21 protein-coding genes and 1 tRNA gene are annotated in these 21,855 nt (G+C 35.4%); 10 read left to right on the top strand and 12 right to left on the bottom strand.

Annotated elements, in window-relative coordinates:
- Positions 1 to 4: 4 nt before the first annotated feature.
- The 5 genes from rfbB to GN157_RS16110 all read right to left on the bottom strand — a co-directional run bounded on the left by rfbB (position 5) and on the right by GN157_RS16110 (position 6,123).
- Entirely contained in the window at positions 5 to 1,021 is a 1,017-nt protein-coding gene (rfbB, locus tag GN157_RS16130; protein ID WP_157484519.1) for a dTDP-glucose 4,6-dehydratase, read from the bottom strand.
- A complete protein-coding gene (locus GN157_RS16125; RefSeq protein WP_157484518.1) occupies positions 1,014 to 1,991 on the bottom strand; it encodes a hypothetical protein in 978 nt (325 codons plus the stop codon). Before GN157_RS16125 ends, rfbB begins: the two co-directional genes overlap by 8 nt.
- Positions 1,992 to 1,994: 3 nt before the next feature.
- Positions 1,995 to 3,686 carry a DUF6909 family protein gene (locus tag GN157_RS16120; protein WP_157484517.1) on the bottom strand — a complete coding sequence of 564 codons (1,692 nt, stop codon included), beginning with the start codon at positions 3,684 to 3,686 and terminating at the stop codon, positions 1,995 to 1,997.
- A gap of 85 nt (positions 3,687 to 3,771) precedes the next feature.
- A complete protein-coding gene (locus tag GN157_RS16115; RefSeq protein ID WP_157484516.1) occupies positions 3,772 to 5,250 on the bottom strand; it encodes a GH3 family domain-containing protein in 1,479 nt (492 codons plus the stop codon).
- 6 nt (positions 5,251 to 5,256) lie between these two features.
- Complete coding sequence (locus GN157_RS16110; RefSeq protein ID WP_157484515.1) at positions 5,257 to 6,123, bottom strand: M23 family metallopeptidase; 867 nt, start codon at positions 6,121 to 6,123, stop codon at positions 5,257 to 5,259.
- Positions 6,124 to 6,310: 187 nt separating this feature from the next.
- Between GN157_RS16110 and tatA the strand changes: the two genes are divergently transcribed.
- On the top strand, positions 6,311 to 6,517 hold the full coding sequence (gene tatA, locus GN157_RS16105; protein ID WP_197429483.1) for a twin-arginine translocase TatA/TatE family subunit: 207 nt from the start codon (positions 6,311 to 6,313) through the stop codon (positions 6,515 to 6,517).
- A 58-nt stretch (positions 6,518 to 6,575) separates the two neighbouring features.
- On the opposite strand, the gene GN157_RS16100 is transcribed toward tatA, so the two are convergent.
- Both GN157_RS16100 and GN157_RS16095 read right to left on the bottom strand, forming a co-directional pair.
- Positions 6,576 to 8,696: a Tex family protein gene (locus tag GN157_RS16100; protein ID WP_157484513.1), complete on the bottom strand. Its 2,121-nt coding sequence runs from the start codon at positions 8,694 to 8,696 to the stop codon at positions 6,576 to 6,578.
- A 33-nt stretch (positions 8,697 to 8,729) separates the two neighbouring features.
- Positions 8,730 to 9,296 (bottom strand): helix-turn-helix domain-containing protein, encoded by a 567-nt coding sequence (locus GN157_RS16095; RefSeq protein WP_157484512.1) that lies wholly within the window; start codon positions 9,294 to 9,296, stop codon positions 8,730 to 8,732.
- 160 nt (positions 9,297 to 9,456) lie between these two features.
- Here GN157_RS16095 and GN157_RS16090 point away from each other — a divergent pair, with 160 nt between their 5' ends.
- The 3 genes from GN157_RS16090 (at position 9,457) to GN157_RS16080 (ending at position 12,013) form a co-directional block, all read left to right on the top strand.
- A complete protein-coding gene (locus GN157_RS16090) occupies positions 9,457 to 11,373 on the top strand; it encodes a P-loop NTPase fold protein (protein WP_197429479.1) in 1,917 nt (638 codons plus the stop codon).
- A gap of 104 nt (positions 11,374 to 11,477) precedes the next feature.
- A complete protein-coding gene (locus tag GN157_RS16085) occupies positions 11,478 to 11,696 on the top strand; it encodes a hypothetical protein (RefSeq protein WP_157484510.1) in 219 nt (72 codons plus the stop codon).
- Positions 11,696 to 12,013 carry a type II toxin-antitoxin system RelE/ParE family toxin gene (locus GN157_RS16080; RefSeq protein WP_157484509.1) on the top strand — a complete coding sequence of 106 codons (318 nt, stop codon included), beginning with the start codon at positions 11,696 to 11,698 and terminating at the stop codon, positions 12,011 to 12,013. The genes GN157_RS16085 and GN157_RS16080 overlap by 1 nt, the downstream gene beginning before the upstream one ends.
- Before the next feature lie 4 nt (positions 12,014 to 12,017).
- Here the strand turns inward: GN157_RS16080 and GN157_RS16075 are convergent, their stop codons facing one another.
- The 3 genes from GN157_RS16075 to GN157_RS16065 form a co-directional block, all read right to left on the bottom strand.
- On the bottom strand, positions 12,018 to 12,932 hold the full coding sequence (locus GN157_RS16075) for a cation diffusion facilitator family transporter (protein WP_317163551.1): 915 nt from the start codon (positions 12,930 to 12,932) through the stop codon (positions 12,018 to 12,020).
- A 15-nt stretch (positions 12,933 to 12,947) separates the two neighbouring features.
- The gene (gene rpiB / locus GN157_RS16070; RefSeq protein ID WP_035131708.1) at positions 12,948 to 13,376 is read right to left on the bottom strand and encodes a ribose 5-phosphate isomerase B; all 429 of its coding nucleotides are present in this window, start codon (positions 13,374 to 13,376) and stop codon (positions 12,948 to 12,950) included.
- Between the two features lie 626 nt (positions 13,377 to 14,002).
- Entirely contained in the window at positions 14,003 to 14,242 is a 240-nt protein-coding gene (locus GN157_RS16065) for a DUF2007 domain-containing protein (RefSeq protein WP_035131710.1), read from the bottom strand.
- 118 nt (positions 14,243 to 14,360) lie between these two features.
- Here GN157_RS16065 and rnr point away from each other — a divergent pair, with 118 nt between their 5' ends.
- The 4 genes from rnr to GN157_RS16045 all read left to right on the top strand — a co-directional run bounded on the left by rnr (position 14,361) and on the right by GN157_RS16045 (position 18,793).
- Complete coding sequence (gene rnr / locus GN157_RS16060; protein WP_157484508.1) at positions 14,361 to 16,550, top strand: ribonuclease R; 2,190 nt, start codon at positions 14,361 to 14,363, stop codon at positions 16,548 to 16,550.
- Between the two features lie 21 nt (positions 16,551 to 16,571).
- Positions 16,572 to 17,234 carry a head GIN domain-containing protein gene (locus GN157_RS16055; RefSeq protein ID WP_157484507.1) on the top strand — a complete coding sequence of 221 codons (663 nt, stop codon included), beginning with the start codon at positions 16,572 to 16,574 and terminating at the stop codon, positions 17,232 to 17,234.
- Between the two features lie 130 nt (positions 17,235 to 17,364).
- Complete coding sequence (locus GN157_RS16050) at positions 17,365 to 18,015, top strand: GIN domain-containing protein (RefSeq protein WP_157484506.1); 651 nt, start codon at positions 17,365 to 17,367, stop codon at positions 18,013 to 18,015.
- A 91-nt stretch (positions 18,016 to 18,106) separates the two neighbouring features.
- Positions 18,107 to 18,793 (top strand): LysE family translocator, encoded by a 687-nt coding sequence (locus GN157_RS16045; RefSeq protein WP_157484505.1) that lies wholly within the window; start codon positions 18,107 to 18,109, stop codon positions 18,791 to 18,793.
- Positions 18,794 to 18,855: 62 nt separating this feature from the next.
- On the opposite strand, the gene GN157_RS16040 is transcribed toward GN157_RS16045, so the two are convergent.
- A tRNA-Cys gene (locus GN157_RS16040) sits at positions 18,856 to 18,927 on the bottom strand.
- Positions 18,928 to 19,062: 135 nt separating this feature from the next.
- A complete protein-coding gene (gene folB, locus GN157_RS16035) occupies positions 19,063 to 19,422 on the bottom strand; it encodes a dihydroneopterin aldolase (RefSeq protein ID WP_157484504.1) in 360 nt (119 codons plus the stop codon).
- 114 nt (positions 19,423 to 19,536) lie between these two features.
- Between folB and GN157_RS16030 the strand changes: the two genes are divergently transcribed.
- Positions 19,537 to 21,222 (top strand): glutamine--tRNA ligase/YqeY domain fusion protein, encoded by a 1,686-nt coding sequence (locus GN157_RS16030; RefSeq protein ID WP_157484503.1) that lies wholly within the window; start codon positions 19,537 to 19,539, stop codon positions 21,220 to 21,222.
- A 299-nt stretch (positions 21,223 to 21,521) separates the two neighbouring features.
- Positions 21,522 to 21,851: a YtxH domain-containing protein gene (locus GN157_RS16025; RefSeq protein ID WP_035131719.1), complete on the top strand. Its 330-nt coding sequence runs from the start codon at positions 21,522 to 21,524 to the stop codon at positions 21,849 to 21,851.
- Positions 21,852 to 21,855 lie beyond the last annotated feature (4 nt).

The following is a 21,855-nucleotide window of genomic DNA, read 5'->3' as shown; positions in this document are numbered from 1 at the left end:
TTGTTTATTTTGTGAGTTTATGTAAATACCATTCTATGGTCTTTACAATACCTGTTTCAAAATTCTCATCAGCTTTCCAGCCCAGTTCGATCTCAATTTTTGTTGCATCAATAGCATAACGCATATCATGCCCCGGCCTGTCTTTTACAAAAGTTATAAGATCATTGTATTTACCCAATTCACGCGGATGCATAGTATCAAGTAAATCACATATCTTATTAGCTATATACAAATTGTTTCTTTCGTTTCTTCCACCAATATTATAGGTTTCCCCGGCTACACCTTTTTTGTAAACCAGTTCTATCCCTTTACAATGATCCAGTACATAAAGCCAGTCCCTTACATTCTCACCAGTACCATAAATAGGAATATTTTCACCGGAAATGGCTTTTCTTATAATCGTTGGTATAAGTTTTTCCTGGTGTTGTTTCGGTCCGTAATTGTTAGAACAGTTAGTCGTAACAACATTCATCCCATAGGTATGGAAATAACTTCTCACCACCATATCGCTGGATGCTTTTGATGCACTGTACGGACTATTTGGTGCATACGGAGTTTCTTCGGTAAATAAACCTTCCTTACCCAGTGTACCATATACCTCATCAGTAGAGATGTGATGGAAACGACAATCTTTATATTCTGCCTTATACTGATTTGGAGCGTCCATCCAGTGTTTCCTGGCAACATCAATCAAAACAAAGGTTCCCATAACATTGGTTTGTATAAATGCCTCTGGTCCCGATATGGAATTGTCTACGTGTGATTCGGCAGCAAAATGAATTACCCCTCTAAAATCATACTCCTTAAACAGTTGCTCTATAAGCCCCCTGTCACAAATATCCCCCTGTACAAACGTGTAATTGGGATTGTTTTCTGCCTCAGCAAGATTAGTTAAATCACCTGCATAGGTAAGTTTGTCAAGATTAACTAATAAAACATCTTTATTGGCCTGTAAAAAATATTCAACAAAATTAGCACCTATAAATCCGGCGCCACCTGTTACTAATATCGCTTTATTCATTATCTGTTATTACAATCTTTCTTTTGTTTACCTGTCTTTTATAAAACGATAAAAATCGTACTAACAGTACAAATACTGCTATAAGCAAAACAGGGTAAATTATTTTCATCTTTCCTCTTAAAAATGTTGGCTCATTAATATTAAGCACCACACTCCCGTCTTTAATTATCTTAGAGTAGTTAACAAGATCTACACGGTTTCTTGCTTGTTCATCTACCAGTTTTTGCTTTTCTTTTAAAACCTCATCAAGAGCTTTTTCCTCGTTAAATACAACAGAATTGCCCGACATTTTTTTAGCATAACTGTCCAGAATACCATCTATTTGTTTTAACAATGTATCGTTTGCAGCAATTTTTATCTCCATATTTTTAGTCCATTCTTTTTGCATGGATTCTAAAAACGGATCGTTGTTTAAAAACTTCATTATCCCATCAACTGTTTGTTGATTTGACCACTCAGAAGAAAAATAGTTTATAACATGAAACTTATAGTTTTTACCGGTAACCTCTTCTTCCATTATCTTATTAATATCACCGTTATCGGCCATAAGCTTAAGTATCTGGAATTTTGTATTTTCATCTTCTCTTACAAAATCATAAATATCAACAACAGGTTCTACTTCTACTTTTCTAATTTGTTTTTTACTGTTGATACCCAGTTTACTAAAGAAAACAGAATCATCCACTCTTGAATTAAGAAAATCTGCCTGAGAATATAAATAATCTACACTCTTAAAATTAGGGATCACAAAAATTTGATTTTTGTAATAAGGTCCTTTTTTAAGGTCTTTATAATAACCAAAACCTGCTCCTACTATAAATAATAGAACAAGAACAATAATATTACGCTTTACAAACTGTACAGCATTAAAAAAAGAATCTCCGGTTTTAGCAAAATATCCCTTCATTTTCCCGGAAACATAATTAAAATCTAATTCCTTATCGTAAGGATTATTTGTGTTTTCTGCCATAATTTATAAGACATTAAATATTTGTTCTAAAATTTTAATTGTAATTAAATAAGTAGGTTTTACTCCCGTTGTACCTAACCCTCCCGAAGCAAGTGTACTACCTGTTTCCAGCGGATTATCTGATGCATAGTAGGCATACCTTACCTTTACATCAGGGTTAATACTCCTGCGTATTTTTGAGGCCGACTGTATTGCTTTTTGATAATAAGCTCCTTCCATTTCCAGACCTATAACACCCCAGGTAGACTCGTTAAAGAACTTAAGTAAATCCCTGTTTTGTAGTGATGTACCTAAAACGGTTACCATAGCCCCGGTATACACAGGTATGCCATGCCCTTCCAGTAACTCTGGCTTTAACTCGTTTTCAAACGGATAATTATCTCCTGTACCTTCGTTTATATGTGCCGAAGGAATCATAATATCGCCCTTGTTACCCTCCAGTATACCGGCTTTACCCATTATGGAAACCGATTCTACATCGAGAAAGGTTTTTGATTTATACTCTTTAAACGGTTTTAATAACTCGTCGATAGTTTCGTAGGCCTGCTCGCCAAAAGCATAATCCATTACTATTAATACCGGCTTTACTTCACCCTGAACACCATTTTTAAACGGTGTGCCTTCAAAATTAATGGCTGCCGTATCAAATAGCTGTACGTCTATATTAGTGCCCGATGTATCAGGGATAAATATCATTCCGTTTTTAAGAGCCTCTTCTTCAATTCTTGCTCTTTGTTCTCCGTTACCGGTTTTACTTAACTCTTCATAAATAAAGTAATCAGGCTTACCTTTAAACTCTTTACTCAATACCTTTTCGGCAAAAATAGAGTTCATCACACTGTGCATATTAGCACTTATAATGTGAATAGGCCTTTCTAAAAGTCCGTTTTGTTTAAGGATGGTTTTTATGTTATTAGCCCAAATCTCACCATGAATATGATGCCCTAACCGCTCCCTTAAAATAGGACTAAAAGTTATAGTCCTTTTTGCACCGCCCATAGCCTCATCAATAGCCAGTTTACCCAACCAGTATATTATATGCAAAAACCTGTCGGGCATTTCTGCCGAACCAAAAGCATCATAAATATCCAATACTTCCGAAAATGTTCTTCCCAACACCGAAGACACGTGCGAAATGGCTTTTTCCCTTTCTTCCAGTGTAAGCTTCTTTTTTTTCTGAAGCACTATCTGTTCCAGTCTAAACCAGTCGTGGGTAATTTCGCCGTTATCGTCTATAAGTACCCTGTCTTTTATTTTATGCGATTCTATAAAAATAAAAGTAAGGTGGGTAAGTATATCATATATATCCGATCTGCCCCGGGTAATTTCCACATTCATCTGCTCGTCATCAATACGATAGCAGTTTCTTCTCCTTTTAGGCGGCACTATGGCCTTAAAATGTGATTTGGAATATCCTTCATCTGATGTAAGGCTGATAAAGCGGCATTGTTCTATACCTATAGGCAAACGCTCTATAACATATAACAGTCCGTTAAGTTCGGCCTTCTCCTCTGCTATCGATCCGTAAATTTCGGGTCTTAAAAGCAAAAGAGCTTCCCTGAGCGTATCGCCCGATACTCCCATGGGTTTATAAAAACCACGGTTTAAAAGATGGCGCATTGTAATATACAAACGCTCAATTGCCGCAGAAGATTCCTGCGCCTTGGATCGGGATGTATTCTTAATGCCCTGCATAATCTTTTAGTGTTTTAAGGCAAATGTAGGATTTTATTTTTTACTTATGTTAAAGCCTGTATATCCTGTTAATTAACAAACGGGTTTACAGCGCATCTGCAATTTTTCTGTCGTTAGAGAGTCTTGGCAGTTTATTTTGCCCTCCCAGCTTACCTATCGATTTCATGTACTCCTGAAAACCGTTTTTGCCCACTTTAGTAATTACCACTGTACGCAGTATATTACCCGATATCAAATCGTCATAATACACATTTTGTTTTCGCATGGCCTTATCAATAGCCAAAGAAAAAGCATTCATATCTGTAGGCTCTTTTTCAAATTCAATAAACCATTCATGGTAGGGTAAACCACTATCCGGATTAATTTGCGGAGCTACAGTAAATTCATTTACACGTACATCTGTACCTTCCATTGCTTCCTTAAGGGCACTTTCCACTTCCTTGCCTATAACATGTTCTCCAAAGGCCGATATATAATGCTTAATCCTTCCGCTAACAATAACCCTGTATGGTTTTGTAGATGTAAACTGTATTGTATCACCTATATTATAACCCCATAAACCGGCATTAGTAGAAATAATCATTACATAGTTAATACCCAGTTCTACTTCACCTATGGTATAACGTTTAGGATGCTCACTAAAAAACTCATCTGCTTTTATAAACTCATAAAAAATACCTGAGTTAAGCAACAGCAACATTCCTTTTGCATTTTGTTTATCCTGATAGGCAAAAAAACCTTCTGAAGCCGGGAACAGTTCAATACTGTCTACCTTTCTCCCAATAAGGTTTTCAAACTTAGCCCTGTAGGGTTCGTAATTTACCCCACCATATATAAACAGGCTGAAATTTTTAAATATCTCGCCTACCTTTTTATGTCCTTTTTTCTCCAGCCTTTCAAAATACATTTGTACCCACGACGGTATTCCCGAAATAACCGACATATCCTCATTATAGGTCTCCTCCACTATGGCATCTACCTTTTGCTCCCAGTCGTCAATACAGTTGGTTTCCCAGCTTGGCATGCGGTTACGTTGCAGGTAAGCCGGTACAAAGTGTGCTACTATACCCGAAAGGCGGCCAAATTTAATCCCTTTTTTCTCTTCCAGCTCAGGGCTTCCCTGCAGGAATATCATTTTACCATCTACAAATTCAGCTTTACCGGTTTCATGAACGTAATGCAGTATGGCGTTTCGGGCTGCCTCAATATGATATGGCATAGACTCTTTTGTAAGCGGAATATATTTTGCACCCGATGTAGTCCCCGATGTTTTGGCAAAATACAGTGGTTTACCCGGCCAAAGCACATCTTCCTGTCCTTTAACCACCTTTTCCACATACGGTTTTAAGTCCTCATAATCTCTTACAGGTACATGTTTTGCAAAATCAGCGTGCGATCGTATGCCTTCAAAATGATGATCTTTCCCAAAATTGGTTTGTGCTGCTTTTGCTACGAGCATTTCTAAAACCTTTTGTTGGGTTTCCACAGGTTTTTGAGCCCATTTTTGGGTATCGTTGTATATTTTTTTAGCAAACAGTTTTGCTGCAAACGATTTTATAGACATAAGTTCTTATTCAAAATCAATAAACTGGGTTGGGTTAATAGGATAACCGTCCTTCCATAATTCAAACTGTAGGTGCGCTCCTTTATCGGCATCTTCCGATGTTCCTGCCATAGCTATTACCTCACCCGATTTTACTACATCACCCTGTACTTTTGTTAGAGATGAAGCTTTTTTATATGCCGAGATAATACCGTCGTTATGGCGAATGATAATCACATTACCCTGTATAGGAGTCCAATCTGAAAATAATACTGTTCCTGCCGCTACCGATTTTACCGGTGTATTAGCCGCAAGCATAATATCTACAGAAAAATGCTTGTCTTTAGCATTATAGTTCTCGGTAATATGTCCTTTTGCCGGGGCGAATAATACCAGGTTCACTTTTGGCTGTGCCTTTTCAAACAGGTTATACTTGTCTTCCAGTGCTACCTGTTCCCTTAATTTAAGTTCTGCCTCTTTTGGTGTCAGGTCTACATTAGCGTCATTATGTTCGGCAGCTATTATAGAATCCCTGTTAAGGGCAGCATGTTCAATATCTCCGGTTAGTACTTTTCTTATCGAAGCCAGATAAATGTTATTCTCATCTAATACTTTTTGAAGCGAGTCTGACTTTATCGCATTATCAATAGCATCTTTCTTCAATTTGGAAGACGAATAACCCGGTATATACTCCCTTAAAGGAGTAAATGCAATTATATAGGTTGTAAGGGCTATCATAACGATACTTATTAGCGTTAGCCCCACAAAAACATTCATTAAGTTAAGCTTTAAGGAAAATATTTCCTCAAACGAATCTTCATTTAATATTACAAGGCGGTTTTTTGTAAAGAGTTTCTTTCTGAGTACCTGCCTTTTACGCTTTTTACCCGACATATTTCCTGTTTAATTCACAAATATACTAATACCATAGCCTCCTGCAATACGGTATTTTAGCTAAAAATCTTTAAATTTCTAAACTTTAACGCAAACCAATACTAAATATTTGCCGTAAATAGTTATTGTAAATTATTTTATATTTAACTTTGTCGAAATAATCATTTTATTTATTGTAATTATGAACATGTTAGCAATTTTTTTAGGAGCAGTTGGCCCGTGGCAAATAGCAATTGTTGTGGTATTAATCGTGCTATTGTTTGGCGGAAAGAAAATTCCTGAATTAATGAGAGGCCTTGGATCTGGTATTAAAGAATTTAAAGATGCAGCGAAGGAAGACCAGCCGGCAAACTCAAAAAATGAGCAATCTCAAAAAGAAGAAAATAAATTATAATATTTATTTCTATACATAAAAAACCCTCTAAGCAGTGCTTAGAGGGTTTTTTATTTTTTTACAATACCATGGTAAGCTGTATTCTTTTTCTGGTCTCATCGACCTCAAGTACCTTAACTTCAACATGCTGATGTAGTTTTACCACCTCATTCACATCACTCACAAAACCGTCCTTTAACTGAGAAATATGTACGAGTCCGCTTTCTTTGATTCCTATATCCACAAAACAGCCAAAATTGGTAATGTTATTCACAATTCCCGGTAAAATCATCCCGGTGCGCAGGTCGTTAATAGACCTCACGTTAGGATCAAACTCAAATACCTTGGCCGACTTCCTAGGGTCCAGTCCCGGTTTTTCAAGCTCCTTTAAAATATCTTTAAGTCCCAGTACCCCAACATCTCCGGTTACGTAATTGTTTACCGGAATTTTGGCAATTGCTTCCTTATTAGAAACCAAATCAGCAGTTTTAAGCTTCATGTCCTTAGCCATTTTTTCCACTATACTGTAAGCCTCAGGGTGAACAGCCGAATTATCCAGTGGGTTTTTAGCATTTGGAATCCTTACGAAAGCAGCCGCCTGCTGATAGGCTTTATCCCCCAGCCTTGGCACTTTTTTAAGTTGTTTCCTGTCTTCAAACGGACCGTTCTCACTACGGTAGTTTACTATATTTTCGGCAAGTTTCTCGCCTATACCCGATACATATCCTAGCAGTGATTTACTCGCCGTATTGATATTTACACCAACCGAGTTCACGCAGCGCATAACCACTGTGTCCAGTTCGTCTTTAAGCTTACCCTGATCCACATCGTGCTGGTACTGCCCTACACCAATGGCTTTAGGCTCTATTTTAACCAGTTCGGCAAGCGGATCACTCAGCCTGCGGCCTATAGATACTGCTCCCCTAACGGTTACATCATAATTAGGAAATTCGTCTCTTGCTATTTTTGATGCCGAATATACCGATGCTCCTGCTTCGCTCACTACAAATACCTGTACCGGCTTATCAAAAGCTATTTTTTTAATGAAATGTTCGGTTTCGCGCGATGCCGTACCGTTACCTATGGAAATAGCATCAACCTTATAGGCATTGACCATAGAACGTACTTTTTTCATGGCAACGGCAGTCTCTTTTTGAGGTGCATGTGGAAATATGGTTTCGTTATACAACAAATCACCTTTCTCGTCAAGACATACTACCTTACAGCCTGTACGAAATCCCGGATCTATAGCCAATATGCGTTTTTCACCTAGTGGCGGAGCTAACAGCAGCTGACCCAAATTTCCTGCAAAAACGCCAATAGCAGTAGCATCGGCTTTGGCTTTGGCTTCCTGCAATACCTCGTTTGAAATAGCAGGTGCCAGCAGGCGCTTGTAACTGTCCTTTACTGCCAGCTTTAGCTGGCCGGCGGTTTCGCGGTTGTTTTTGATAACCGACTGCTCCATAAAATCGATAGCCTCATCACTGTCTATATCTACCTTAAACTTAATAATACCCTCATTTTCGGCACGTAGTATTGCCAGTACCCTGTGTGATGGCGCTTTAGCCAGGTTTTCACTCCAGTCCAGGTACTGCTCAAATTTTTTAGCCTTTTCCTCATCGGCACCCTTAACCTTTTTAGTGGTTATCTCTGCCTTGCGGTTGTACATCCTCCTTAGGTTTTTACGGATATACAGATTTTCGTTTACCCATTCGGCAATAATGTCGCGGGCACCCTGTAGTGCGTCGTCTTCATTTGCCACTTTATCGTTAAGGTATTTTGATGCTATATAATCAATATCATCACTGTTTTGAGCCATGATGATTTTTGCCAGAGGTTCCAGTCCGTTTTCGCGGGCGGTGTCGGCTTTTGTCTTTTTGCGTTTTTTGAACGGAAGGTAAAAATCCTCCAGTTCGGTCATATCAAAGCTGGCATCGATTTTCTGCCTTAAATCGGGCATTAGCCCGTTTTGCTCCTCAATACTCTTTAAAATCGCTTCTTTTCGCTTTACAATCGCTTCATAGGCCTGGTTTAGCTTGGCTATCTGTTCTATTACTACCTCATCAAGGTTGCCCGTTCTGTCTTTACGATAACGTGCAATAAAGGGAATGGTACAGTCTTCACTTAGCAGTTGTAATGTATTTTCTATGCTTTTTACAGGGGCGGTAACCTGCCCCGAAATGAATTGGATGTTTGTCATTATTCAAAAATATGAACTACAAACATAGTATTCTTATTTCATAAATTTAATTGGTGCCGGCCAGAAGTTTTTAACCTCTCCCTTACTTACCCTAATGGCAGCATATACCGGATACAGGAAATTAAAAATCCCTATGGCTACCATAAGTCCCACAAAAAGAAAGGCGTTAAATGGAAGGTGCATTATTTTGAAAAATACAAACGTGAACAATAGTATATAGAAACAAACCGTCCATACGATCTGGAAGTTAATTATGTTTTTACCCTGTGCCGATACCGAAACAATCCTGTCCTTTTTATTGAGCCATAAAATAAGCGGCAGGATTATATTACCCAATGGTATGAATACCGAACTCATTACCGAAAGATGCATGTATACCAAATAAGTTCTGTCTTCGGTTTTACCATAATCTACCAGATCTTCAATATTAATTTCCAGTGCTTCGCATATCCCTTTAAGGCTGTTACCGCGAGGTTCGGTTTCTTCTTTTTCAATACGCTGTAGTGTGCGTAAATTTATCTTAGCGCTCTCGGCTACCTCTTCCTGAGTTAAGCCTTTTTGCTTTCTTATTTCGGCAATTCTTTTTCCAATGGTTTCCATAATTTTTTGATTTAAAGTTATGGGACAAAATTATTGACCAAGGTAGGTATTTGATAGCGGTTTTACTACGGCATTTTTACGGCATTTGTGTCAAAGGGTTGAAAAATAAGGGGTTTTATATATTTATGAATTTTGTATGTTTATAAAAATTTACCTTACCATGAAAAATAAAATAATAACTGACTACTTAGAATATTTTGTTAATCTGGAAAAACCAGGTTATGCAGTACTTTTAAAAGGTAAATGGGGATCTGGTAAAACTCATTTTATACAAAATTTATTGGAAAATTGGAATGAACCTGAAGATGATAAAGCTAAAATTCAAATCAATCCAATTTATATTAGTCTTAATGGAATTAGTAATACAAAAACTGTAACTGATAAACTCAAAGCTAAATTAAGTCCTATACTCTATTCTAAAGCTGTAAAAGTTGGTAAAAAAGTTCTTGAAGGTATCCTTAAAACCACTTTAAAAATTGATTTAGATATAAATAACGATGGTGAATCAGATTCAAACATAAGTGGTACAATAGATTTACTATCTCTTTTAGACTCTGAATCAAAAAATATTACCGGAAAGAAAATATTAATATTTGATGATTTAGAAAGATGTAAAATTCCTATAGATGAAATTTTTGGTTACATAAACAATTTTGTTGAACATACTAATTGTAAAATAATTTTAGTTGCTGAAGAAGATATTATACATGAAAAATATGAAAAGTCTGAAGGAATATGTTATAAAGATTTTAAAGAAAAATTAATAGGTAGAACTTTTGAAATAGAATCTGACACTACAACCGCTATTAAATCTTTTACTAAAAATTCAAATGGTTTTTTTAAACAAAATGAAGAATTAATTGAAGAAATCTTCATAGCATCTAAAACACACAATCTTAGAATTTTAAAACACTCCCTTTTAGATTACAAAAGACTTATTGATGAAACTGAAAAAGAATATAAAAATCATCCTAATTTTAAAATTTTCAGTAAAAATCTTCTATGTTATTTTTTAATTACTTCTCTCGAATATAAAAGTGGAAATACAAATATTAAACATTATCAATCAATTTCTTCTTTTTTTAATGACTATAGTACAAAATCTAATTCAGAATTTGATAAGAAATATGATAGTTTGATAAAAAAGTATTCTATTAAAAATTCTTCTTTTTCTCTTGAAATTGAAGAACTTTTAAATTATTTAAAGACAGGCTCAGTAAGTAAATATTTAAAGGTCATTGAAAATAATGTTTTTTTTAGAAAGTCTGAAGAAAAAGATTGGGAAAAACTATGGCTATGGTATTTTATAGATGATATAGAATTTAATAGATTAAAAAAATCTGTTTGGAATGACTTTATAAATAATAAAATAAATTCGACTTTTGAAATACTACATGTTTCTGGTATTTATTTAAGTCTTTTAAAAAATGATTTATCAAATAAACAACCTTATCTCATAATTAAAAATGCTAAGAAACAATTAAGGAGAACTGTTAAAAATGAAAATATTACAATTCTCGAATCAAAAGGACGAGGCTATTTTAATAGTTCTTATGGAAAACAATATCAATCAAAAGATTCAAAAGAATTTAATGAAATATTAGATTTTACAATCAGCCTTATTAAGAATAACCAAAATAACAATTCCAAGACCTTCTTAAGTGATATATTTCATCACTTAAGTGATGAAAATGTAAACTTTATACCAGAATTATTAAGTAAAACTTATCCTGATTCGAAAACAAATTATGATAGAACTCCTATATTTAAGTATATAAACGCTAAAAAAGTAAATACTAAAATTAAGAATTTAAATAATGATAATATTGATTCATTTACTAACTTTTTACATAACAGATATCACCCAGAAGAAACTTATACTAATTTAACCCTTAAGAAATATCATGAAGATGACATTCCATTTTTAAAAGAACTTTTAAGTACTGTTTCAATTACAAAATTCAAAAATAGACCAATCAAAACTTTTCAATATTTGAAGCTTGAAAATGAGCTTAAAAGAATAATACACAAACTAGATTCTTTTGATTTTGAAGGTCAAGATGCTCAATATTATTAATCTTGCACAATAAAATCCTTAGGATCTTCCTTTTTAAATTCAGGTTGTGTGTTAACTATAGTTCTCAGTAAATTTTAGTAATTTTGATATAAATTAACTACGTTATGGATTTGCAAACCAGAAAAATAGAATTTGTACAGGAATTTTTAAAACTTCAAAGCGAGGAAGTTATTTCCATGCTCGAAAATTTACTTAAACAAAATACTGGTGGTACAAATAAAATGACTTCGGCAGAGCTTAACAGCAGGATTGACAAATCAGAAGAAGACTTTAAAAACGGTCGTTATAAAACAAGCAACGAACTTTTATCTAAGTACAAATAATGGCTTACACTATTATCTGGTCTGATTTTGCAGAAACAGAGCTCGATAAGATTTTTACATATTACTGCGAAAATGCCGGAATTGATGTAGCAAAAAAGATACTGGCTAAAATTATTACTGAACCCGAAAAATTACTTAAATCTCCCGAAATAGGTCAGCTTGAAGAATTATTATTAAATCGTGATAATGACTATCGTTACTTAATTTGCGATAATTATAAAATAATATACAGTGTTGATGAAAAAAATCAGTTAATAAAAGTTGCTGATGTTTTTGATACAAGGCAGGATTCGTTTAAGCTTAAACGTACCAAATAATAACCTAATCCTGCACAATAAAATCCTTAGGATCTTCCTTTTTAAATTCGGGTTGTATGTTCACGTGGTTAATCCCAAATTTTTCATACAACACATCCTCAATATCCTGTAACAGCAGGTTAAACTGCGATAGTGTAATATCGTGCGTACAGTCTAAATGCGCTTCCAGGTGCAGTTCCTCCTCATTTAAGTGCCAAACGTGAATATGGTGCAGTTTATTAACACCCTCAATTTTGTGCACTTCCCTAACTATTGCTTTAATGTCTATAAACTCGGGTGTGAACAGCATCAGCATTTTGGTCGACTTTATTAACAGGTCTACCCCTACCACCACCAGATAAATGGCAATAATAAGTGTAAGTACGGCATCTACCCAGTACATTTCGAAATAATGCATCATGAGTCCGCCTACGAGCACGGCTACCGATGCCATCATGTCTGTTAATAAGTGCAGGTAAGCCGATTTCATATTCAGGTTATGGTTGGCATCCTTTTTTAACAGCAGTACCGAGAGTCCGTTTGCCACAATACCCAGTATGGAGAACCAAATTACAAGCCCCGGCTTAATAATTACCGGATCAAAAAAACGTGTAATAGCCTCATAAATAAGGTAAAAAGCAACAATAACAAGGGTAAGCGAATTGACAAAAGCCGCAACCAGTTCTGATCGTTTTAACCCAAAGGTTTGGGATATGGTGGCTTTTTTACGGGAAAGTTTGTGTGCCACATAACTAATTACCAGCGAAAGGACATCGCTAAAGTTATGCAGCGCATCTGAAAGTAAAGCCAGGCTGCCGGAAATTATCCCTCCCACAACCTGGGCTATTGTTATTAGTGTATTGAGCAGTATGGAAAAAAGCAGATTTTTCCCTTCAATTTCATGTTTATGTATTCTATGATTATGATGGTGCCCGCTCACTACAACTTTATGTTATTAACAAGGTATTTTGTTTACTCTGTTTTGGTGTCTGCCGCCTTCAAATTCGGTATTTAAAAAAGTATCTACCATTTCAACAGCCTGCTGTATAGAGGTATAACGTGCCGGTATACTAATAATGTTAGCATCGTTATGTTGGCGCGCCAGCGCCGCAATTTCTTTAATCCAGCAAAGTGCCGCTCTAATTTTCTGGTGTTTGTTAACACTCATGGCAACACCGTTACCGCTACCACATATAATAATACCAAAATCGGCAGTACCGTTTTCAACATCATTGGCAACCGGGTGTACAAAATCAGGATAGTCTACACTGTCAAAAGTGTCTGTACCATGGTTAATAACTTCTATACCTTTCTCTTCTAGGTGCTTTACAATAGCTTTTTTGTAATCAGGACCCGCGTGGTCGTTACCTATTGAAATTTTCATACTTTAAAATGTATTTATAAATAAACTTATTGCTGCAAAGTTACCAAGATTTAAGCATCTGTAATATTATTAAAAGGGTTTTTATGTTTTATGCCTGATTTTCAGTATAGTTACGTTTTATAAATATGTTAAAATATTGCATTGTTAATAGAATATGTAAGTGTACTGAAAACTAAGTAGTTAAATTTTAACAGTTATTGTTAATAAGTTAACAACAGAAAAAAGAAAGTTTTTTAAAAGTGTAACGATAAATTTTGTAATCAAAAACCTAACTTTTAAAACCAAATTTATTTCTTAGAATTTCTTTGAAAGTTATGAAAAGGTTAACAAGGGTTATTAACAGCAATTAACAGGGTAAGTTTTCAAACAAAACAATAAAAAAACAGAAATTAACCATTGTTAATAACCTATACCCTATTTTCAGGAAAACCTTTATTACTAATTATTTACAATTTCTTAACTTTGTTAATACCTTTGTATAAAATTGTATAACTCGCTGAAAAAACAAATTAGCCAAAAGTTATCCCTACTATTAACAAGCAATAATAACCATCATTAAATTTTTAAAATTTTAAAAAAGCTTTTATTGTTTTTAATGTATGTTGAAAACCTTGATAACTTTTACGCTATACAATTTTGAGATTATTTGAGTCTTCTAAGTTTTTGAGTATCTCTTTTACGGTATCTAAGTCGTTGGTGTGAACTTTGAGTTTGATTCCGCCCAGGGCATGAGAGTAAAGCGGAGCTATGGCTGTAATGGTTTCGTTCTCGAAATAGAAGTTTATTCCGGCTTCTGTTAATAAGTGCCTCAGGATGGCTATTTCGTGCGGATAGCTAAACACGGCGGCTGTGATAAAGTCCTTCATACGTAAATGAGATTCAGTATTCTCCGTATAAATTTAGTGAGTAAATAGTTATTATTTCATTAATTGTACTAACTATTCTATAAGTAATTTGTAATTTTCAGCAATATTTAAACTATATATGAGTAAAAAAAGAAACGGAAAACCGTCTGTGAAAAGAGAAAAAGACTTTTCCAGGAAAATTTTTAAAATACTCTCTAAAGATCCAAATAAACTATTTAACTACAAGCAGATAGCTGCTGCACTGGAACTAAAAGATACCAAAAGCAGAAACGAGATTATTAAAGAGTTGAAATTTCTTGCCTCTAAAGAAACGATTGAAGAAGTAGAGAGAGGCAAATACAGAGTCGTATCTAAAAACGATTACATTGAAGGTGTGATAGATATGACCAGCAGAAAGACTGCCTACTTTGTGAGTGACGAACTTGAAGATGATGTATTTATACCTACCGGAAACCTTAATAAAGCCCTAGACGGCGATAAGGTTAAGGTATATATTTATAACCGTAGGAGAGGACGAAGACCTGAAGGTGAGGTAGTTGAGATTATTGAAAGAGCAAGAGTTGAATTTGTGGGTGTTATAGACATACAAAAGAACTTTGCCTTTGTAAGTACAGCAAACCCTAAAATGTATACCGATATTTTTATCCCTAAAAACAAACTGGGCAATGCTCAGGACGGTGATGTGGTATTGGTAAAGATAGACGACTGGCCTGCGAAGGCAGACAGCCCTTTTGGAGAGGTTTTAAGAGTACTTGGACGACCGGGTGAACACAATACCGAGATACACGCTATTTTGGCCGAATACGGGCTTCCTTATGATTTCCCTGTAGATGTTGAGGCCTATGCCCAAAAAATTGATACTTCTATCAAGGAAGAGGAAATTGCCAACAGGAGGGATATGAGAAAGGTATTAACCTTTACCATTGACCCTAAGGATGCTAAGGATTTTGATGATGCACTATCGTTCCAGGTACTTGAAAACGGTAACTATGAGGTAGGTATCCATATTGCCGATGTATCCTACTATCTTGAAGAAGGAACCTTACTGGATGAAGAGGCTTTTAACAGGGCAACATCGGTATATCTGGTAGATAGGGTAGTACCTATGTTACCCGAGGTACTGTCTAACTTTGCGTGTTCACTACGACCTCATGAGGAGAAATATACGTTCTCTGCAGTGTTTGAAATTAATGAGAAAGCAGAGGTTGTTAACCAATGGTTTGGTCGTACGGCTATTTATTCTGATCAGCGTTTTGCTTATGAGGAAGCTCAGCATATTATTGAAACCAAAGGAAATACCATCCCTCAGGAAATATCATTAACAGGGGAGGAGTACCAAATAAACGGTGATATACAGCATGCTGTTATTAAGCTTGATGAGCTGGCTAAAATATTACGCAGTAAACGTATGCAGCATGGTGCAATTTCGTTTGATAAGGTAGAGGTGAAATTCCATTTAAATGAAGCTGCTGAACCTACCGGTGTGTACTTTAAAGTAGCTAAGGATGCTAATCACCTTATTGAGGAATTTATGCTATTGGCCAACAGGAAAGTGGCAGAATTTATTGGTAAGCAACAGCCTAAAAAGACTTTTGTATACCGTATTCATGATGAACCGGATGAAGATAAGCTGTTTAACTTACAGTCGGTTATATCAAAATTCGGTTATAATATCAACTTCAGGTCAAAAGATTCGGTATCAAAATCACTTAATAATCTTTTAGCTGAAGTTCAGGGTAAAAAAGAACAAAACCTTGTGGATACACTGGCTATTCGTAGTATGAGTAAAGCAAGATATTCTACTGATAACATAGGTCATTACGGACTGGCGTTTGATTATTATTCGCATTTTACCTCACCAATTCGTCGTTATCCTGATGTTATGGCACACAGATTGTTACAACATTATCTGGATGGAGGCAAATCTGTAGATGAGCAGGCGTATGAAGAAAAGTGCAAACATTCGTCTGACATGGAAAACCTTGCAGCTAATGCCGAACGTGACAGTATTAAGTATATGCAGGTTAAGTACATGCTGGATCATAAAGACGAGGAGTTTTTAGGTGTGATATCGGGTGTTACCGAATGGGGTATTTATGTTGAGATCGTTTCAAACAAATGTGAAGGCATGTGCCGCATAAGGGAAATAAACGATGATTATTACACTTTTGATGAAAAGCAATATGCTTTAGTAGGGCAGGTTTCCCACAATTTATTACAGCTGGGTGACGAGGTTTACGTTAAGGTAAAAAATGCCGATTTGGTTAAAAAGCAGCTTGATTTTCAGTACCTCGGTAAGAAAGAGTAATCAATCAAAAATTAATATATCATGAAAAAACTAATTGTGGCTTTATTGCTTTTTTCGGGTAGCCTGTTTGCTCAGGAAACCAGGAATCTGGGTGATTTTTCTACCGTAAAGGTATTTGACCAGATTCATGTTTTAATGGTGAAATCAAATGAGAATAAGATTGTTATATCAGGTCATGATTCTCAGGATGTGGAAGTGGTAAACAAGAAAGATGAAGTAAAAATAAGAATGAAGTTTTCTAAACTCCTTCAGGGTGATGATATATCGGTTACATTGTATTACAAATATGTAGACCAGGTGGAAGCCAGTGAAGGTGCTTATGTTTCATCTGAAGATACTTTTAAAGCAGTTGCCTTTGAGCTAAATGCTAAAGAGGGAGCTCAAATTAAACTGAATCTGGATGTTGATAAACTTAAAAGTAAAATCAAATCGGGTGCTATATTAACCATTAACGGTAAGGCTTCTAACCATGATGTTAGTATTAATTCGGGAGGTATACTAAACTCTAAAGATCTTAGTACAGCACAAACTTCTGTAAGTATAACAGCAGGAGGGGAGGCCGATGTTTTTGCTACTGATTTTGTAGATGCCAAAACTACTGCAGGTGGTGATATTGATATTTATGGTGATCCTAAGCAGGTAAATAAAACCAACAATGTAGGTGGTAATATCAATGTTATGTAACTAATTACCTGATTAAAAATAACATATCCTGATAAGCCGGTTAGGTTTATCAGGATTTTTTTTACCTTAACTGTAACAGTTTGACATACAAACCTGTCTTTATGTAAATGATCAACTAATTTTAAAGGACATGAAAAAGTTATTTTTAATTGCAGCTATTGCGGTATTTCAGTTTGCTGCTGCACAAAAAACAGTAGAAATTAAAAGTTTTGATAAGCTTGCCATAAGTGGAAATGTACAGGTTTATATGGTTGAATCTTCTGAAAACAAGCTAATTATTGGTGAAGGAGAAGATACATTACAGGTAAGTTCTGAAGAAGGTAATCTTGTTTTAAGTAATTCGGCTTCAACAGCCGAGATTATTATTCATTTTAACGGGCCTATTAATCAGATAGCTCTTTCGGGACCAATAGAAATGTTAGTAAAAGGTACTATTAATTCAAAGTACTTACAACTAAGTGTTGATAGTGGTACCGAACTGAACTGTTCTGTTTATGCCGAAAATATGAGTGTGGCAGCTTCTTCAGTATCTGAAATTATATTAAGCGGCGATGCTAAACAACTGGATATTCATGCGGCAAGTGGCTGTGAGCTTAATGCCAGTAAGCTTAAAACAGAAAACAGTACAGTTCATGTTGCATCGGGTGCCGAGGTTTCTGTTTATGCCACAGGTGTGGTAACTGCAGTAGTAGCATCGGGTGCCGAACTTGCCATTCACGGTAACCCTAAAAAGGTTAATGAAACTAAAGCCAGTACTGCCGAAATTACTATTGTAAAATAGTTAGTATCCCATTGATTTACATTTATCTTTAGTACGGTTGTTTTTATTTAAAAATTTAAAATACTAACTTGCATCACTATAATTATAGTTGATGTTACAGGATATTTTAAGCGCCGTATCTATAGGTTTCATTTTAAGTATTATGCCGGGAGCAGTTTTTTTTGTACTGCTTGAAACCAGTGTGATTAAAGGGTTTAGAGCTGCATTGGCATTTGATCTTGGTGCTATATTTTCAGACATTATTTTTATCCTTATAGCTTATTTCAGTAGTTATAAATTACTTCAAAATATTAAAGATGAGCCTGCCTTATTCACTTTTGGCGGGCTCATTATGATTACATACGGTATCATTTCATTTATAAAGATTAATAAATCGGCTAAAAATGAGATTATAGATGATGCATCCCGCGATATTATTAAGAAGAACTATTTCAGCCTGTTTGCAAAGGGTTTCCTGCTTAATTTTATCAATATAGGGGTATTGGGCTTCTGGCTGGCAATTATCATTACCTGGGGGCCGCAATTGGATTTAGATCCAACCAGAATATTTATATTCTTTACTGCTATTATATGTACTTATCTTTTAATAGATATTGGTAAAATTATGCTGGCTAAACAGCTAAGAAGTAAACTTACCATGAGTAACATTTCTAAAATAAAAAAAGCTATTAGTATTATCCTTATGATATTTGGACTTGCTTTATTGATACAGGGGTGGTTTCCGGCAGAAAAGAAACTAATGGATGAGGCTTTTGATAAGCTGGAGAATAAAAAGTAAGAGATTAAAAAACGATACAAAATAAAAAAAGCTATCATGAAAATGATAGCTTTTTTTTGTAGAGGCATCGAGCGGATTCGAACCGCTGTAGCAGGTTTTGCAGACCTGTGCCTAAGCCCCTCGGCCACGATGCCCTTTTGGTTATGGTTGGCAAATTTACATATATTTTGCAGTAACGCAAGAAAATTTACCAGTAAAATTAAACTTTATACAAAGTTATCGCAATATATAATGTTTTATTTTACTATAAGTTATTATTAATGAAAAGTTTAGGTACGGTACTCTTCAATTTGTACAGTTACTGCCTGTACATCCCCGCCAATAGGGGGATTGATCTTTGAAACTCCCACAACAATTCTTGAAACCGAAGGTATTTCATCAAAAACACGTTTTACAATTCTTTTAGCTACGTGTTCTAAAAGTTTAGATCGAATAGCCATTTCTTCAATAACTATTTTGTTAAGATGAACATAATCAACGGTATCGGCAAGTTCATCGGTCTCCATTGATTTTCTCAGGTCAGCTTTTATTTCAAGATCAACACTGTAGTCAGAACCTATTTTGCTTTCTTCCACCAAACAACCGTGGTAAGAAAAGGTACGTATATTGGTAAGTTTAATAATTCCCATTGCAAGTATAAAATATTGCTGTAAAAATACAATTTCTTAGTCTTTTATAGTGTTTTAAATATTCTAAAAAAACAGTCTTTTTTAATACCTTTGCAATCTTATTATTAACAGGATATGTCGACCAGAGAAAGATCATTAAATTTTATTGAGGAGATAATTGAGGAAGATTTGGCAAACGGAATGAACAGGGAATCCCTGCGTTTTCGTTTTCCGCCGGAACCAAACGGATATTTGCACGTAGGGCATGCCAGCTCTATATGCCTTAATTTCGGATTGGGATTGCGCTATAATGCACCGGTTAACCTTCGTTTTGACGATACTAACCCTGCCAAGGAAGAGCAGGAGTATGTAGACGCTATTAAGAAAGATGTGGAATGGCTTGGATACCAATGGGCCGAAGAGCGTTATGCATCTGATTATTTCCAGCAACTATATGATTGGGCCGTTGAACTTATTAAAAAAGGTTTGGCTTATGTTGACAGTCAGTCGTCTGAAGAGATGGCTAAACAAAAAGGAACACCATCTCAACCGGGTAGCGAAAGTCCATACAGAAACCGTTCTGTAGAGGAAAACCTGAAGCTTTTTGAGCAAATGAAAAATGGTGATTTCCCGGAAGGTACTCACGTTTTAAGAGCCAAAATAAACATGGCTTCTTCAAACATGCTAATGCGTGATCCTATTATGTACAGGATACTGCACAAGCATCACCACCGTACAGGAAGTGACTGGAAAATATATCCTATGTACGACTGGGCTCACGGTGAAAGTGATTATGTAGAATCTATTTCTCATTCACTTTGTACCCTTGAATTCCTTATGCACAGGGAGTTATACGACTGGTTCCTGGATCAGATTTATGATAACAAATCGATGCGTCCTAAACAGCGTGAGTTTGCCCGTAGAAACCTAAGCCATACTGTAGTTAGTAAACGTAAGTTATTACAACTGGTACAGGAAGGTCATGTTACCGGATGGGATGATCCAAGGATGTCTACAATATCAGGGATGAGAAGAAGAGGTTATACTCCTATGGCTATCAGGAACTTTGCCGATACTATTGGTATTGCAAAACGTACTAACCTTGTAGATGTTTCTGTGCTTGAGTTTTGTGTAAGGGAAGACCTTAATAAAACAGCACCAAGGGTTATGGCTGTATTAGATCCGGTTAAGCTTGTTATTACTAACTATCCTGAAGGACAGGAAGAGTGGCTTGATGCCGAAAATAATCCTGAAGACGAGAGTGCAGGTTTCAGAAAAGTTCCTTTTTCAAGAGAATTATATATTGAAAGAGAAGACTTTATGGAAGAAGCAAACAGAAAGTATTTCCGTTTAACGCTTGGTAAGGAAGTACGTCTTAAAAATGCCTATATCATTAAAGGTGAAAGTGTTGCAAAAGATGCTGATGGTAATATTACCGAAATTCACTGTACGTATGATACTGACAGTAGGAGCGGTAGCGGTACTGAAGCCAGCCTTAGAAAGATAAAAGGTACTATTCACTGGGTATCAATACAACATGCTCTTGAGGCAGAAATCAGGATTTATGACAGGTTATTTACCCACGAAAATCCTGACGGTGATAAGGAAATTGACTTTAAGAGTTACTTAAATCCTAATTCGCTTGATGTTATTAAAGGATATTTGGAACCAAGTTTAAGTGAAGCTAAAGATGGTGACCGATTCCAGTTCCAACGTTTAGGATATTTTTGTGTTGATAGAGATTCTACTACTGAAAAAATTGTTTTCAACAAAACAGTCGGCTTAAGAGACACTTGGGCAAAATTAGAAAGTAAAGAATAACAGATATAAATATTCTCTATCAAAACTCCGGATAACATCCGGAGTTTTTTATTATATATAAATACTATTATTTTTTAGAAATTTATAAATGGTTACTATTAAAACTGACCTTCATAAATTGATTGTAACACATTATTTTTTGTAGGAAAGGTGATTGTAAGGTTATATATGTAAAACCGCTTTATATCTCGTTAATTTAAATTTTTGTTTTATTTAGCCTTCAATTAACTACACATTAACATCCTACAAATGTTAAAGTCTTTACCTTTATAATTATTAACCTAAAAATTCAATAAATTATGGCTGGTAAAACAGAAACAGCAGTAGCTGTATTAGTAGGAGCTGCAATAGGTGCCTGTGTAGGAATTTTATTTGCTCCAGATGAAGGATCAAAAACCAGAAAGAAAATTAAAGACGGTTATGATCATAAAAGAGATGAAATTAAAGATAAGCTTCATGAAATTTCTGAACAGGTAAAAAGTAAATTCGGACATTCTCAGGCAGATCTTCAGTCAGGACTTGACCATTTGGTTGAAACCGTAGAGCAAAAGAAAGAAGATATCATTGCTACACTTGAGAAAAAATTAGAAGAGCTTAAAGGAACGGCAAAAGCTGCTGCAAATAAATAATTAG

The organism is Flavobacterium rakeshii, assembly GCF_009741375.1.
GTDB lineage: Bacteria > Bacteroidota > Bacteroidia > Flavobacteriales > Flavobacteriaceae > Flavobacterium > Flavobacterium rakeshii.
The sequence above is the reverse complement of the archived record's forward strand: the minus strand, read 5'-3'. Positions and strand labels throughout refer to the sequence as shown.